10 protein-coding genes are annotated in these 16,140 nt (G+C 43.5%); 4 read left to right on the plus strand and 6 right to left on the minus strand.

All coding sequences use genetic code 11. The features are described 5' to 3' along the window. Positions 1 to 49: 49 nt before the first annotated feature. Positions 50 to 2,644, minus strand: a complete 2,595-nt coding sequence (locus ACXAGK_RS04825) for a TonB-dependent receptor plug domain-containing protein (protein ID WP_474854518.1) — start codon at positions 2,642 to 2,644, stop codon at positions 50 to 52. A 398-nt stretch (positions 2,645 to 3,042) separates the two neighbouring features. Between ACXAGK_RS04825 and ACXAGK_RS04830 the strand changes: the two genes are divergently transcribed. After that, a complete protein-coding gene (locus tag ACXAGK_RS04830) occupies positions 3,043 to 4,023 on the plus strand; it encodes a LysR family transcriptional regulator (protein WP_474854520.1) in 981 nt (326 codons plus the stop codon). A 44-nt stretch (positions 4,024 to 4,067) separates the two neighbouring features. Here the strand turns inward: ACXAGK_RS04830 and ACXAGK_RS04835 are convergent, their stop codons facing one another. Continuing rightward, positions 4,068 to 4,775 (minus strand): endonuclease/exonuclease/phosphatase family protein, encoded by a 708-nt coding sequence (locus ACXAGK_RS04835; RefSeq protein WP_474804888.1) that lies wholly within the window; start codon positions 4,773 to 4,775, stop codon positions 4,068 to 4,070. Then, positions 4,763 to 6,979, minus strand: coding sequence for a VTT domain-containing protein (locus ACXAGK_RS04840; RefSeq protein WP_474854522.1), 2,217 nt, complete (start codon positions 6,977 to 6,979; stop codon positions 4,763 to 4,765). Before ACXAGK_RS04840 ends, ACXAGK_RS04835 begins: the two co-directional genes overlap by 13 nt. A 252-nt stretch (positions 6,980 to 7,231) precedes the next feature. Between ACXAGK_RS04840 and ACXAGK_RS04845 the strand changes: the two genes are divergently transcribed. Beyond that, a complete protein-coding gene (locus ACXAGK_RS04845; protein ID WP_474804892.1) occupies positions 7,232 to 8,974 on the plus strand; it encodes a PAS domain S-box protein in 1,743 nt (580 codons plus the stop codon). Between the two features lie 75 nt (positions 8,975 to 9,049). Here the strand turns inward: ACXAGK_RS04845 and ACXAGK_RS04850 are convergent, their stop codons facing one another. Then, positions 9,050 to 9,646, minus strand: coding sequence for a porin family protein (locus tag ACXAGK_RS04850; RefSeq protein WP_474804894.1), 597 nt, complete (start codon positions 9,644 to 9,646; stop codon positions 9,050 to 9,052). 510 nt (positions 9,647 to 10,156) lie between these two features. On the opposite strand from ACXAGK_RS04850, the gene katG reads away from it, so the two are divergent. Continuing rightward, the gene (gene katG, locus ACXAGK_RS04855) at positions 10,157 to 12,457 is read left to right on the plus strand and encodes a catalase/peroxidase HPI (protein ID WP_474854524.1); all 2,301 of its coding nucleotides are present in this window, start codon (positions 10,157 to 10,159) and stop codon (positions 12,455 to 12,457) included. A gap of 119 nt (positions 12,458 to 12,576) precedes the next feature. Beyond that, positions 12,577 to 13,143: a hypothetical protein gene (locus ACXAGK_RS04860; RefSeq protein WP_474804898.1), complete on the plus strand. Its 567-nt coding sequence runs from the start codon at positions 12,577 to 12,579 to the stop codon at positions 13,141 to 13,143. Positions 13,144 to 13,195: 52 nt separating this feature from the next. On the opposite strand, the gene ACXAGK_RS04865 is transcribed toward ACXAGK_RS04860, so the two are convergent. Further along, a complete protein-coding gene (locus ACXAGK_RS04865; protein ID WP_474804900.1) occupies positions 13,196 to 14,521 on the minus strand; it encodes a mechanosensitive ion channel family protein in 1,326 nt (441 codons plus the stop codon). Positions 14,522 to 15,163: 642 nt separating this feature from the next. Next, a complete protein-coding gene (locus tag ACXAGK_RS04870; RefSeq protein ID WP_179984532.1) occupies positions 15,164 to 15,895 on the minus strand; it encodes a FadR/GntR family transcriptional regulator in 732 nt (243 codons plus the stop codon). Positions 15,896 to 16,140: the final 245 nt, after the last annotated feature.

Genomic DNA, 16,140 nt, shown 5'->3' on the forward strand with positions numbered 1-16,140 from the left:
TTATTTAAAAACGCAAACACCGGCTTGCGCCGGTGTTTGTTAACCCGGGTTAGAAACGAGCAGCTAACCGTGTGTAATAGTACCCACCCTGCCAGTCGACTATCGATCCAGAGTCATACAGCTCGCCACAACAAGCGTCACCGTTAGTACTCAGGTCTGGGTAGTTATCAAATAGATTTCTGACACCCACTGAAAGCGTAAGGTTTTCGCTAATTAGGTAAGAGCCTTCGATATCAAACATAAATTCGTCGCCGAAGGTTTGAATGCTTGTTGGGTCCACACCATCATCGCTCCCCGCGTTTTCGTATTCGCCGAAATAGCTAAGGCGAGCTACCGCAGACCATACGTCGTAACTGTGAGTGACTGAGAACACACCGCGCATTTCAGGTCGGCTATTTTCAAAATCGAACTGATCTTCTGCGTCTAGATATTCGCTGGGGTCAGAGTCAAACTCAGTTTTATTATAGTTAACCGAGCCGGTTAAAACGGTTGAGCCATACTTGGATTCCATTTTGTAGGTAGCTACGACATCCAAGCCTTCTGTTACAGTATCGAATGCGTTTTGGAAGAAGAAAACACCACCGATTGACTCAGCGCCCGACACGTTTGCTCCAGCAAGGGCTAAGTAATTCTGGTAAGCATCATAACCATCAGCATCTGGGTCGGTGACCACCGTTGTTGAGACATCACGTGTGGATACAGAGTAAAGGCGGTCCTCTAATTTGATATTGTAGTAATCTACGGTAAGGGTTAAATCACCATAGTTAGCCGTCATACCTAATGTAAAGTTGGTCGACTTTTCTGGTGAAAGCTCTTCTGCACCAAGTGCCTGCGCAACTTCACCGCCTGCAGGGAATAAGCCTGTAGCTACAGGGAAGCCATCAGGTAAGCGAGTCGATACATTAGTGGTACCCTGCTGACCTGGTGTGGGCGCTCTGAAGCCTGTACCAAATGAAGATCTAAAGCCTACATCATCATTTAATTGATAGAACGCCGCGACTTTGTACACTACCTCAGAGCCAAAGTCTGAATAGTCCTCATAGCGCAATGCTGCTTGGGCAAATAGCTCGTCAGTAATGTCTCCCGAAATGTCTGTGTACACCGCATAAGAATCACGTTCATATGAACCTGAATAGTCAGGTGAATAACCTGGGAATCCGTTAGAGCCAACGCCAACGACTGTATAAACAGCATCATCTGGGTCAGCACAATTTAATGTCGAGCCGTTTGCGATAACAGCTAGCCCTTCGGCGGTAGCGGTAGCTCCGTCACAGAAACCATACGGGTCAGAGGTAGCGTAAGGGCCTGCAAAATAAGAGCTTTCCTCTCCTTCAGATATTTCATAAGACTCATCTAGGTAGCTAGCGCCAAAAGCGAGTACGTACTCACTCAGGTCGTAGGTGAAATCAGCTTGAATTTGTGTTTCTTCGTTAGTTAAATCGCCGGGCTCAAACGATGTAGGCGACTCATTGCCCAGAGAAGGGTTAATGGTATTTGCTAGCGTGTAAGAAATTTCGTTGTTGCCGTAACGACCACTGATATCGTAAGTAAGATCACCCGACATGCCCTTTATGCCACCCACCATTGAATAATCAGTGACATCACCAAAGAAACGCGGTGTAAACCCGCCAGGGAAAAACTCTGTAGGATTCCAAATAGAACCGTCTTCAAGGCGGATATCTTCAATAGTCCCGTTGCCTGGATAGCGATAGTAAAAAGACCCGTCGCCTTCACTTTCAGAATAGTTACCAAAAGCGTATAACTCCGCTTCAGCGCTTAGTGCGTACCCCGCGTTGAAAAAGACGCGTTTACCGCTGGTATTAGGTTGCCCCCAAGGTTGTACTACGTCAGAACCATGCACACTGTTGGCCATAGCGGTAGCATCAGCGATATACTCGGCAGATTGCTCGTCTACGCAAAACCAGGGTTCACAATATTGTTCGCCTCTATAGGTCGCTTCACTATCTGAATATTCAGCTGAAATGCTGAAAAAGCCATCGTCACCAAGGGCGAAACCTTTGTTTCCTGTAACGGTAATCTGGTCGCCATCACCTTCAAAGTAGCTACCATAATCGATGGTGAAAGAGCCGCCTTCGGTATTGTTTTTAAGTTGGAAGTTAATTACCCCCGCGATGGCGTCCGAACCATACTGGGCTGCGGCACCGTCTCGCAACACCTCAACACTTTGGATTGCTGCTGTAGGAATAGTTGCGATATCTGGACCTTGAGTACCAGAGCCACCGATTGAAACAAGCGCAGCTCTGTGACGGCGTTTAGAGTTCACCAAAACCAAGGTTTTGTCTGTAGGCATGCCTCGAAGCGTCGCTGGACGAATAAAGGTGCCGCCGTCTGAGATAGGCTGTCTGCCAACAGAGTAGGAAGGTACAAGGGTCATCAGAACGTTGTTCATGTCGGTAAACGCAACGGCTTCAACGTCTTCTGCGGTTAACACGTCAACGGGAACGGGCGAACTTGTTACTGAGCGCGGCGCACCACGAGCGCCTACAACGGCTATACGCTCTAAATCTTTAGCTTCTGTAGTTTTCTCGCTGGCTTCTTGCGCCTGTACGAGCATTGAGGTAGTAAAAAGGGTTAATCCGGTAAGTGCGTAACGTACTGCAGTGTGGAGTTTCTTTTGATTCATTAGTGTTCCCAATCGTGCTTATTGCTACATAATTTATGAATGCGGATTAATTGGATCTGCACTCTTTCTAGGCACGCACGAGCACCACATTGATGCATACACATCTTGTAATTGTTATTGTGTAACTCGTGTACAGGGACTAGGCTAAAAACTCTTTGCCGCTGGTGGAAGAAAGAAGAATATTCAGGGGTATAAGAAAAATATTGACCCCTTCGGAAACTCACGGTTTTCTTGATATTAGACTTAAGTAGCATCTAATGTGAGATTTTTTTAACCCGTCTGTGGGCGCTTTTATTTACATTTTTGCTTCATATAACCTATTGGAATGGCATATACCTTGCTGACTTCAGATGCAGTTACGCTGGGCTATTCTCTATTGCCTTCCAAAAGGGGGTTAAGTGCACTCTAAACAGCTACATTACTTTATAACCACAGTACAGCGAGGCAGTATTGCTGCGGCGGCAAGAGCCTTAGATATCGCTCAGCCTGCTATTAGTCAGCAACTTGCAAGCTTGGAGCGAGAAGTCAAAGCAACGCTGCTAGAACGAAGTTTTTCGGGTATAAGCTTAACGCCCGCTGGAGAAGTATTTTACAAACATGCAGAGAAAATAATGGGTGAAATTGACAACGTGAAATCAGCGTTGCAAGCATTTCAGGGAGAACAACAAAAAGTAATAAAAATAGGAATGCTTCCGTCAATTGGCAACGTACTTTCTCTGCCGTTGTTAACTGAAATAACGAGTAACCATAAAGCGTTGAAAGTAGAGATCAGCACTGGGCCTTCATACACCATCAACGATTGGCTCGAATCAAAACAGGTAGATATTGCTTTAACTTACCAGCAGGCGATAGAACCTAAATTTATGAGCGTGACCCCTCTTATTCAAGAAGAGCTACATCTCGTTTTTACTGGTTCCCCAGCTTATCCCGAATACGCAAAGCTTAAAGATAAATCAACGATAAAATTCTGGGAAATAAGTGAACTACCTCTTTTATCGCCTGGAAACAAAGATGCACTCGGTCAGCTTATTGCTGATTACGAGAGAGCTACAGGAGTGAGCCTTAAGCATGATCTTGCATATTCTGGGCAGTTAATGACAGGGTTAAGGCAAGTAATGCAAGGGGAGGGGGTAATGATATTGCCCACTTCAGCTATTTTTCATTTAAGAGAATCAGGGCTGGTTTCTACCCTAAAAATCACCCAGCCTGAAATGCATCGAACTGTGCTAGCTGCTACAAACAAACAGAGAAAAGCTACGCACGAATATCAGCAAATTATCGATATCATTCGAAAAGTGGTAGCTAAGGAGAATGCGCTCAAACATTGGTGTGGTACCTTAGAGTTTGCGGCATCATCCTTTGTAGCGAAATCAGCGTAATCGTAAAAATCCCACTTTTCGTTTAATGGAAATAGCATTTTTACTTACGCTTCAGGTAGAACAATATCTACCAATACGGGTAAATGATCAGATAGAACCTTAGTTTTTTCGTTCTTAATTTTCCTGCACGACCTTACTTTAATATCTTCTGTCACCCATACGCGGTCGAGAGAAAATATGGGAAAGTTGCTAGGAAACGTGGCACCAATTTTTTGCTGCAATAGCAAATCATTTAAAGCCTTAAAGGCCTTTGAAAAAAATTGCCATTCATTAAAATCACCCGCTAAAAATAGCGGAGTTTGTTTATCTTTTAAACGCCGCGACAGATGTTCATGGAGCAGAGAAAACTGCGAACGACGCTCAAGTTTCTTGAGACCTTTGTGGGTATTCACCACCGTCAGAGGCGTTTTCTCAGTTTTTAATTCAACAATCTGCACATTTCTTGGCTGTCGTCCTGTTTGACTCACATCTATGGTGTCGTGCTCCAACACATCAAAACGGGTCAAAATTGCATTGCCGTACCACCCATCAGATTCTCTAATTGCTGGGGAGGGAATTAATTTAAACGTATTACCAGCGCAGATGTCTTTTACATCTTGCGCTGTATCTCGTTCGGGAGGGCGCGTATCCATTTCTTGAAGCAAAACTACGTCAGCACCGCTGTTCGCAAGAAACTGCCCGATACGTTTGTAGTCGTGCTTCTTATCCCTGCCAACTCCGCTATGGATATTGTAGGTTACTATGCGGCACATTTTTCAGACTCATCCTTACAGTTGTTACTGTCTTCTTCCGTGTCGGTATTACCCTCTTTTCGAGCTTGGTAGTAGCGCGCGAATTTTTGCGACCCCCAAATCATTAAGCCCCATAAAATGATGCCTCCCACTAGGTAACTAATAGTTTTAACAGATGGATCCTGCCAAATTTGCGCAATAGAATCGCCAACAAGGCCTTTGGCTATCATTGGAGGGAACATGCCTAAAAACGTACCTACCAAAAATTGAAAAATGCCTATAGATGAAATGCCCGCGACCAAATTTACCAAACTAAATGGTGCAATCGGCAACATTCGTATGGCTGCTACGCCAACTACACCACTGCGTTTCAGCTTTTCATCAACTGCGGCAACCTTTGGCCCACCAATCTTTCTAAGTCCTGCGTTACCCGATAACTTGCCGATACCAAACATAATTGCTGAACTCATTAGTGCTCCCATGATGCCGTAAATAGGCCCCCAAATTGGGCCAAAGATAGCGGCTACTGCCAGAGATAGTACAGTCACAGGGAAGAACAAAACGCCGCCAACTACATACACGAGCAAAACAGTTGGAAGGGCAAAATAAGTGCCTCTACTTTTTTCTAAAAAGGCGTTGATGCTTTCTGAACTTAACCATGGGATTGACTGGCTAGCCCAAAACATCAGCCCGCCAAGTACTGCAATAATGGCAATGCCAATTAAAATCATTATGCTGCGTCGCTTAGGGTTACGAGCGGGTAGCGCGTCACCATCAAATGTAGGTACTGAAATAAGCGGTTCTTCTGGGTCTGATAAGGCGCGAAATACATTTTTAACCGAGTGCTCTGTAAATACTTCGTCGCGAACTTCGGTAAGCACGTAACCATGTGCTATTTGATCTTGCATCAATGCTTCTACAGGGTACTGGCTGTTAAATATCTCCGGCATCGCATCTATATCACGACCTGTATGCTCAGCAAGTAGGTCGTTTCTCACTTGCTCTATACATGCTTGGTTATCTTTACTATTGCCGAACAAAACCGTATCAATTTCAGTGTCGAGGGTCATTGAACGGTTACTTAGGTTTGAAGACCCAATAACAAGGTACTTGTTATCAATGGTCATCACCTTAGAGTGAATGCGTTTGTATGCTTTTCGCCCCTGCATGTCTTCTATTGAAGAGTAAGTCAGTTTTACTCGTCTGGGGTCTATACCTTTTTCCAAAATCGCCTTGAACTCAATACGGCTAGCCCAAAATGCCTCACACTCAAACTTACCTTTGGGTTCGTAAGAACTAACAATAACAACGGAAAGATTTGGCTTTAACTTAAGTTGTTTATTAAGCGCTTCAGCGATTTCTTGACGGGTCGTGAACTGATTTTCGATATAAATAACCGATTCTGCTTCGCCAATTAGGTCGAGCAGCATATGACGTACTTCTTGTGCTGGCTCTGCTTCATCCATAAAAGGGATGGTTCGAGCAAGTGCACACTCTACGTTTTCAAAAAGTGGAGGGTAGTCTTCTGGCCATGCTTCAGGCAAAGGCGCATTCTCACCATTACGCGCATCTTCACGAATATTAATAGGAGTGTCTTCAGCTACTCGCTGCCATCTCCACCTTACAAGTTGTGCAAAATCAGCAACAACAGGCCCGCTTGAAACCATTTGAACATCGTGTAACGGGCCATACTCGCCATCGGGACCATCTCTTTCCTCGGAGACCACGGGATGGTCTCGGGTATCCCAACGGTTAGTCGAAACATCCATACCGCCTGAAAAAACAAGTTCGTCATCAATAACTACAATTTTTTGATGCTGGCTGCCGCCCATTGGAATGGTATCGTCTAGCTCTGTTTGAACATTGTCAGGCGTTTTCTCTTCCCACACTTCTTTTGCCCACATTTCACGTTGAGCGAAGAAGGCCAAAGAAGAATCCCAGCGCAGTAAGTAAATTTTGATGTCTGGGTTTTGCTCAGCTTTCCATTTAAGCAAGTCACTGATAACACTAGGCGCTTCGCTAGAGGCTTCATCATCACCTCGTAACAAGCGGATACGACTATCAATATCCCAACCAACAATAAAAATGCTGTGCTTTGCTTTAACAATTGAGCTATGCAAGGCTTTGTAATAGTTTCCGCAATCTATCAGAGGAGTAGAGAAGCGAGCTTTGCTCTCTACCCAACAGTTTTGACCTGGTTGAAAAACACTCTTACCTGATTGCATGGTTCCTTACCTATTATATTAAATCTATCTATTCACGTGTTGTTGCAGAATCCGTACCTCAATACTTGATGAATTTCCTTGTTTTAAGTGGTTGATTTAAATGTTTAATTTACTTTTAAAGAAAGTTGTGTGTATTTTTCATGGTCTAGTTTGTGTAATTTTTTCACGATAGAACGCGTTTCATGTTTAGTATTGGCAAAAGGTCGTAATGTCTTCTATATAACTTTAGGGTTATATAAAAGGTTAGGGGCAATGAAGTTTTTTTCCAAAGAAAACGCATCTAAGCAGGCACTAGAACAGTCGATACTCGCGGTCGTGACTATTGATGAGAAAAATAACATCACGTTTTATAATGACGCAGCTCAAAAACTATGGGGTTATACGCCTAGCGAGGTAATGGGAAAGAATATAAAAATACTTGTACCTCAGGAACACAAAGCGAATCACGATAGCTACGTCAACTCACACAGACAAACCAACGTAAATAAGATTGTTGGAAGTTCACGAGAGGTTGAACTGGAAACCAAAAACGGTGAGCGAATTTGGGTTCAACTCGCCTTGTCACAAGTCGTTGTGCAAGGCAAAAAGCATTACACGGCGTTTGTACGCGATGTTACAGAAGAGCGTGAATCTCGTGAAATTGTGGAGCAAACCCTAGAGCAAGCGTTAGATGCAGTAGTGTGTATAGATGAGAACAATAATGTCACTCTATTTAACGCATCGGCTGAAAAGCTTTGGGGGTACGGGCGACATGAAGTTATTGGCCAAAATGTAAAGATGCTTGTTCCCCAGGCGATACAGGCGAACCACGACAATTATGTGAACGCAAATAGAGAAACGGGTCAAGATAAGATTGTCGGCACGAGCCGCGAAGTAAAAGTCGAGAGAAAAGACGGAAAAAGCTTGTGGGGAAGGCTCTCGTTATCGAAAGTAAGACTCGCTGATAGAACACTTTATACGGCCTTTATAAAGGATGTTACCGAAGAGGTCGAACAGCGAGAGATGCAGAGAATGCTTTCTCTTGTTGCTAACGAAACGGATAACGCGGTGATTATCTCCGACGCCAACGGATTAATAGAATATGTGAATAATGGATTTTACCGGCTAACGGGCTGGCAGCTTGAAGAAGTTAAAGGTAAAAAGCCGGGCTCATTCTTACAAGGCGAAGAGACGGATCAGCGGACCGTTAGTGTTATCCGACAGAAAATCAAAAACTGCGAAGCGTTTTATGACGAAATCCTCAACTACCGCAAAGATGGTTCTCCCTATTGGACTTCACTTTCAATAAACCCTGTTTTCAAAGAGGGCAACTTAGTTAACTTTATCGCAGTTCAGGCTGATATTACCCGTGTTAAACAGATGGCGCTAGACTTTACAAATAAATTAAAAGCCATCGGCAGTGCACTTGTCTTGCTTGAAATGGAGCCTAACGGAAAAATCATCGAGGCAAACAAATTATTGCGCGAAACCTTGAATGGTGTAATGAATACAAAGGCATTTGCTGATGAGGTTATGGGGGGGTTAAGTGCAGAGGACAAATCGACATTAGAAACGTCAGGATTCGTTTCAAAAATTATCGAATTGGATCTTGGGGATAATTACCTAGCCTTTGATGCTCGAATAAGTGCGCTCAAAAATTTCAATGGGCAAGTAACGCGCTACGTATTTTTCGCTATTAATGTTACGTCTAGAAAGCAAGCCGTGAACGATACGCAAGAAGCAATGAAAGAGCTATTGGTAACCAGTCAAACTATTAGTAATATTGTTGGCACAATTAACTCCATTTCCGAACAGACTAACCTGTTAGCGTTAAATGCAGCTATTGAGGCGGCCAGAGCAGGAGAAATGGGGCGAGGGTTTGCTGTCGTTGCTGATGAGGTAAGAACGCTTGCGGGCAACTCACAATCATCGTCAAATGAAATTGATAACCTTGTAAAAACGACGGTATCTAAGATAGAAGAGTTAGCGCAACTTATTCAGCGCATAGACGGTTAATTAAAAAGCCTTCGTCGTACGACGAAGGCTTTTTATTCACATCAATTCAAGTTAAAACTGTAACGCTGCAAGTAATTAAAAACGGTATTCTACACCGATGCTTGCTTGTTTAAGATCAGTTTCAAAGTCAGTATCGTCGATATCATCAAACGCTTCGTCCGCGTCTAGTTCTGTGTCGTATACCGTGTACTCGGCGTTTACTAGGAAGTTACTGGTAACTGCATAGCTCAGACCTGCGCCCACGAAAAGACTTTCGTCATCGTTGTCACGAGAAACACCCGCAAAGTTGTATTCTGTTTCAGACCATAGCTGACCTGCTTTAGCATAAAGAGAGAAGCGTTCGGTTAGCGGAAGGATACCTTTAATAGCGGCTGTATAACCATCTGTTTCAGCACCTGCAATGTCGTTACCGTAGTCACCAAAATCGATATAGCCACCTTCAATAGCGACCCATTCGTTAAACTTGTAGCCTACAAGACCTTGCCATACGTCTTTGTCGTCATCGAAATCATCTTCGCCTTCAACGCGCAGGTAACCGTAATTACCACCTACATAAAAACCACTGTCTTTTGCTTCAATTTGATTGGACTGAGCGTGTGCGCCGAACGATGCCATCGCACTAATAGAGGCAACAGCAGCAAGTCCAGAAAGTGTTTTAAGTGTGTTTTTCATAAGTTCATCCTCATTACTTCTTAATAAATCATCGACTTCTCACTTGAAGCCGACGTGTCCTGATTACACACTTTCTGTTTCAACTGCTGTGCCATGGTAGAAATTTCAGTATTCATTTCAAACTAGAGCAAAATTTACAGATGTGGTCACATAATTGTTTGTTATTTAGGCATTTTCGATTTGTAGTAAAAACTACGGGCAAACACCGTAAGAAAATTTTTCCTAGCGTCTGAAAGAGATTCATAAATATGCGTTGCGGGTAGAAATGCATCGACTATATTTTAGACAGTGATGGCGCTGATAATCGAGAATTTTATTAAGTTGCTGAAATTAAACAGGTTTATTTTGATTAGATTTTCCAATCATTTGAATTCATTTTATCAACTGTAAATATTGCGTAAGCATGTCTATCTTTTAACGGCTTATGAGGTAAACAAAATGTTAACAAGTGGTGGCGCTTAGAAGTGTCTATCACGTGATAACTAAAACAAACTCAGATGGGAAAAGACCATGACTTTAAATAGGTTTAAAAAAACTACGTTATCGGCGCTAGTGGCGCTTTCGCTAGGCGCGTCAGGTGCTATTGCCAATGATCAGATAAGTAAGCCCGCTGGTGCTAAAGGCACAGGGATGACTAAAGCTTTCCAAGCGAAGACGAATCAGTTTTGGTGGCCCGACCAACTCGACCTCTCACCACTTCGAGATCATGACAACCGTTCTAACCCGTTAGGTGAGGATTTTAGCTACGCTAAAGCGTTTGCAAAACTTGACCTTGATGAAGTCAAAAAAGACGTAAACGAACTGCTTACCACATCTCAAGACTGGTGGCCTGCAGACTTTGGCAACTACGGTCCTTTCTTTATCCGTCTTTCATGGCACAGCGCTGGTACCTACCGTACATTAGATGGTCGCGGCGGCGGTGATGGTGGTCAAATGCGTTTTGACCCGCTTAACAGCTGGCCTGACAACGGCAACTTAGACAAGGCACGTCGCCTACTTTGGCCAATTAAGCAAAAGTACGGTGAAAGTTTATCTTGGGGCGACTTAATGATCCTTGCCGGAACAGTAGGCATGGAAAACATGGGCTTTGATACCTATGGTTTTGCAGGTGGTCGTACTGACGACTGGGAACCAGATATGGTGTACTGGGGACCGGAAGTAGAAATGCTAGCTAGTGACCGTGAAGAGCGGGACGGCAAGCTTCAGCGTCCACTTGGTGCCACGCACATGGGCCTAATATATGTTAACCCTGAAGGTCCTAAAGGTGTACCTGATCCAATGGGATCAGCGAAAAACATTCGTACTGCATTTGGTCGCATGGCGATGAACGATGAAGAGACTGTAGCGCTAATTGCTGGTGGTCATACATTCGGTAAAATGCACGGTGCGCACAAACCTGCTGACTGTTTAGAAGCTGAGCCTGGCGGCGCAGGCTTAGAAGAGCAAGGTCTAGGCTGGAAAAATAACTGTGGTAAGGGTAATGCTGAAGACACAGTAACCAGTGGTTTAGAAGGGGCGTGGACACAGTTGCCGACTAAATGGACAAGCTTATACCTTCAAAACCTACTTGGTTTTGAGTGGAAGCAAACGCGTAGTCCAGCCGGTGCTATTCAGTGGGTCCCTACTGATGAATCGCTTCACAAGTCAGTACCAGATGCACACGTGGAAGGTAAGAAAAATCCACCTGTAATGACTACAGCGGACCTTGCGCTTAAGTATGACCCTGAGTATCGCAAAATTGCCGAACGCTTTTTGGCTGATCCTAAAGAGTATCAAACGGCCTTCGCTAAAGCATGGTTTAAGCTAACACACCGTGATATGGGGCCAAAAGCACGTTACCTAGGTAACGATATCCCAGAAGAAAACTTTATCTGGCAAGATCCTGTGCCTAAAGCTGATTACAAAATGATTTCTGCTAAAGACGTTAACAAGCTTAAGGCAGACATCTTAGAAAGTGGCCTTACGGTTCAGCAGCTTGTAAAAACAGCGTGGGCAGCGGCGGCTAGTTTCCGTGCTTCTGACTTGCGTGGTGGTGCAAATGGCGCACGTATCGCGCTAGAGCCACAAATGAGCTGGGAAGCTAACGAGCCAGAGACAGTAAAAGCTGTAGTGTCTAAGCTTAAAGAGCTACAGGAAGACTACAACGAGCGCATGTTCTCTAAGAAGAAAGTGTCACTAGCCGATTTGATTGTTATTGGTGGTGCTGCGGCTATCGAAAAAGCAGCGGCTGACGCCGGTGTTGAAGTAACTGTACCTGTAGTACCAGGTCGTACAGATGCAACTCAAGAGCAGACAGACGTTAACTCTTTCTCTTTGCTAGAGCCAACAGCTGATGCGTTTAGAAACTACTACAACGCTGAAGGTAGCTATCGTTCGCCAACTGACATGTTGGTAGACAAAGCTGATCAACTAAACCTGACGGTACCTGAAATGACCGTATTATTAGGTGGGTTACGTTCATTAGGGGCTAACGTAGGTGATGCCAAACACGGTGTATTTACTGACGAAGTAGGCACGCTTAACAATGATTTCTTTGTGACGCTACTTGATATGGGCGTTAAGTGGAGAAAAACTGACAATCCATCGGTATATGAAGGCGTGAACAGAAGCACAGGTGAAGTTATGTACACAGGTACACCTGTAGACCTCATCTTTGGTTCGAACAGCGAGTTACGTGCTGTAGCTGAAGTTTATGCTTACGACAATGCGAAGAAACGTTTTGTTGAAGACTTTGTGGATGCATGGACTAAAGTGATGACGCTAGACCGCTTTGACTTACGTCATGACCTAAATGCCAGCCTAGGTAAATAGATAAAGCGAGTCTGCAATCGCGAACTTGTTAGCGATAGTATCAACGTTTAAAAGGGCGCTTCGGCGCCCTTTTTCTATGCTGAACTAAAAGTACTTTATAAATTGTTAATGTAGCTAAAATGGCCTTGGGAGCGTCGCAAAGCTTTCTTTATTTCGATACACTGAATCTTTACTTTACGCCTCATCAGACAAATATCGCGATGGCTAGCCTTCAACGAACCTTGGTAAACTTAGAAATGCTAAGTGAGGATATTAATGCATTAAATGACAATGCTATTAATTCCGCCGCTCACATAAAACTTCTGCGTAATGTGTTAGAAGAACTCAAAAACGCAGAGTCATTTGTTGCCTTCGAGACAGAAGCAAGCTTTCATAAATTGTTATTTGGCTCTATGTTCGAGGACGTTTTCGAAAGAAAGGGTATGGTCAGGGTTTACATTAAGCTGGTGGGTTATGTGATCTCCGCATGGGAGGCTACCGATAAAGCGAACGCTATTATTAGTGAAAACTTCGATTCAAAAGCCGATAAACGGTTAGAGTTGCTTCAGGTTAAAGCTATAAAGGCGAAATCTCAGTTGAAAACGGTGGCGTCTGCAATGGGTAAAGAAGACTATAAAAAGTTTGTTAACACGCTAGGCCTGTTTGCTCAGGAGTGGCAGTGGGATACCCTTCGCGCCAGGTTCTAACCAGCGCGAAGGTACGGTTTTAATATGCACACCTTAATATACGCTTTAAGCGCTATGGCGTGGTATTTCTGATATTCATACTTTGCTCGTTGATAACCCGAACTTCTCGTTGAGGGAAAGGGATCTCAATATCGTGCTCACGTAGTGTTTCAAAGACAGTAAGCAGCAAATCACCCCCCACGCGGTTCTTGCCATCGTCTACACCTTCCATCCAAAACTCGACAAACATGTTTACGCCAGAGTCACCAAAACTGTCTATTTCACAGTCTGGTAGTTCTTCAAAAGGGATATTGTCGCCACTGATAACTTGCGGGTGCTCTGATACCGCTTCCTTAATGATTTCTACCATTGCGCGTATATCTGTTTTGTAGGCCACCGAAAAATCGATACGGTAACGCTGCTTAGGATCTTTATGCGTCCAGTTTATCAGCAAAGAACTGATAAACTTCTCGTTTGGGACTAGGATGTCCTTGCCGTCATAGGTTTCTAACACGGCATAGCGCATCTTAAACTCTCTAACGATACCTTTTTGCCCGTCTTCCAATTCAACGAAATCGCCAACGGTCAACGATTTATCCAACAGAATAATAATGCCGGAGATAAAGTTTGAAGCAATAGACTGCAAGCCTAGGCCTAAACCCACACCCAAGGCTCCGCCGAAAACGGCTAATGCGGTAAGGTTAATGCCCATAACGTTAAGTAATAGAAGAAACACAATACAGAACAGAGCTACTTCAAACAGTTTGGCGAACACTTCCTTGGTAGATACATCAAGCGATTTGTGGTTTCGAATAATATCTTGCCCTATCGCATTAGAGCTGCGACCGAGCCAGAACAGCAAACCACCAAACAATAAGACTCTTGTTACGCCATACGCAGAAATTTCAACATTACCCACTGATATTGCTATCGACTCTAAAGCTGAAGTAATGAGGGGAAGCACGTCTATAAGATGTAAAAACAGGATAGGGAGGCCTATCCAACGCATAAACGCAGCGATGGTTTTATTTTCAACGAAGCCTATGATTAAAGAGTTTACGAACAGCATAAGCGCTACGACCACTGCAATTTCCAGTAGCCATGCGTCGAACTGGAATTGCGCACCTAACACAGTGGTAAGCTTTAATAAGCTTATAGTGATAAGTGGAAACAGTGCCTCGCCAAGATTATATAGAAAGCCGTGCATGGTATGTGCGCCTTGCTGTGGCTTTTCTCGAGTAAACTTAAAAGGCTTTTTTACCTGCTTGGCAAGTAAAAACGCTACGCAGTATATTACCGCGATAGTTGTAAGCTGGATAATAAAGCTATCAGACATTACTGACGCTTTGACTAACGCCAATTTCTCTTCGAAGTGCTGGGTTAAACTATCAACATTCATGTGTTCTACTTAATTTAATTACCGCGCAACGTAAGTGCGGGTGTTGCTTAATGAGCGTGGAATCCCTGCGCGCTTTTTATCTTTATTATCAACTAGGGTAAAGCTTTTTTCACCGAATCAACATATGTCGATTGTTTATTCATCACTGGTCATACAGATTTCGGCTGTTTTTACAGCGAATAGAGGATGGACTTAACTCGATATAACCTTTCAGATATATACTAATCGATATGGGTTGACTTTATTGTATTGAAATAGAAGGTTTTTTTGTTTTTGTGACAGTTAAAGACTCAAGCAAAGATGATATTCCTACCGAATGAATTTTGTCGACTAGATAGAAAAATTAAATCCTCCCAATTATTGGTAATAATAATTGGTTGACATCTGGTAAGGCCGAATTGTAATATGGATTTGTTTTCTGCTGCTTGTTTAAGCAGAGTGTGGACTAGCTTATCTATGCGCTTATGCGAAAATCGGCATGTTGAAGAGTGTAAACTTAATAGCAAACCGCAGTTTTTGTTTTGCGCTTTGAAGCAAAGATAATAAAAACAGTTACTCTCAAGAGTACCCTACAAAGCAAACAGGCTTCTTAGAAATAAGAAGCCTGTTTTATTTTGTAATAAGAAATGTACGTAGTCGTAACTACTGTCTTAGATGAGCGATAGAGTAGAGCCCACGGGTTTCATCAGTTTTACGTTTTATCTCTTCTAACGCTTTTGCCTCACTCGCATCGAAAAGCGCGTTGATAAGGCGATTAAAGTGCTGATGCATTGCTCGCCTTGCGCCTGCGGTATCCTTACTAGCAATAGCATCATAGATAAGCGTATGTTCTCTCAGCCTTTGCTCTTCACCTTGTGAGCACACATCGCTGTAGGCAGATATAACCTGAGGGACAGTTCTTCGCAATTCCCATAAATTTTCAACTGAAAGCATAATGGCGTTATTTCGTGTCGCTTGAGAAATAATCTGATGGAAGCGCTGGTCTGCCTCGTCTGCTTTTTGAGGAGTCTGCATCTCAACTAAGGTTTGTTTTAGTGCTTCTAACTCTTCATCTGAAATAGTTGCGGCAGCAAGCGCAGCAGCTTCACCTTCAACAAGCGCGCGCGCCTGGGTAAGCTCAAACGCACTGATCGGCTTGGTTGCTTGGCCTTGTTTTTTCTGGTGCAACACATACACACCAGAACCGGTTTTTACTTCTACACGCTCTCGTACTTCCAGCGCGATGATGGCTTCACGGATAGTAGGGCGACTAACGTTATACGTCTCCGCGAGTTCCCTTTCTGCGGGTAAGCGGCTACCTTCAGGATAAATTCCTTGGTCGATTAGCGCTTCAAGTTTTTCAACTATGCTCCAGAAGAGACGACGAGTCTTCATATTTACAGCCCTTGTTTGCCTGTTGCTTACCTAAAAAGAAGAGACAATTGGTAAATTAATTCTATCTGACCATTGTATATCGAAACTAGCATAAAGCGCAAAGTCCCGAGTAGTGTGCTTTGAAACACTTTATGAGCAGAAAAGTTCTTTCAATTGGTAATACATTTTATTGTTATTGGTAAAATAAATTGGTTGTTTTTGGTCTGTTTATTGGTTAGATTCTAAAACAGTCAGTAACAAATAAA

This window comes from Alteromonas sp. ABM1_013 (assembly GCF_056160505.1).

Bases quoted from the DNA above. Each gene is read 5' to 3' on its own strand.
- ACXAGK_RS04825 (WP_474854518.1), bottom strand. From the start codon at position 2,644: ATGAATCAAAAGAAACTCCACACTGCAGTACGTTACGCACTTACCGGA.
- ACXAGK_RS04835 (WP_474804888.1), bottom strand. From the start codon at position 4,775: ATGTGCCGCATAGTAACCTACAATATCCATAGCGGAGTTGGCAGGGAT.
- ACXAGK_RS04840 (WP_474854522.1), bottom strand. From the start codon at position 6,979: ATGCAATCAGGTAAGAGTGTTTTTCAACCAGGTCAAAACTGTTGGGTA.
- ACXAGK_RS04845 (WP_474804892.1), top strand. From the start codon at position 7,232: ATGAAGTTTTTTTCCAAAGAAAACGCATCTAAGCAGGCACTAGAACAG.
- ACXAGK_RS04850 (WP_474804894.1), bottom strand. From the start codon at position 9,646: ATGAAAAACACACTTAAAACACTTTCTGGACTTGCTGCTGTTGCCTCT.
- katG (WP_474854524.1), top strand. From the start codon at position 10,157: ATGACTTTAAATAGGTTTAAAAAAACTACGTTATCGGCGCTAGTGGCG.
- ACXAGK_RS04860 (WP_474804898.1), top strand. From the start codon at position 12,577: ATGGCCTTGGGAGCGTCGCAAAGCTTTCTTTATTTCGATACACTGAAT.
- ACXAGK_RS04865 (WP_474804900.1), bottom strand. From the start codon at position 14,521: ATGAATGTTGATAGTTTAACCCAGCACTTCGAAGAGAAATTGGCGTTA.
- ACXAGK_RS04870 (WP_179984532.1), bottom strand. From the start codon at position 15,895: ATGAAGACTCGTCGTCTCTTCTGGAGCATAGTTGAAAAACTTGAAGCG.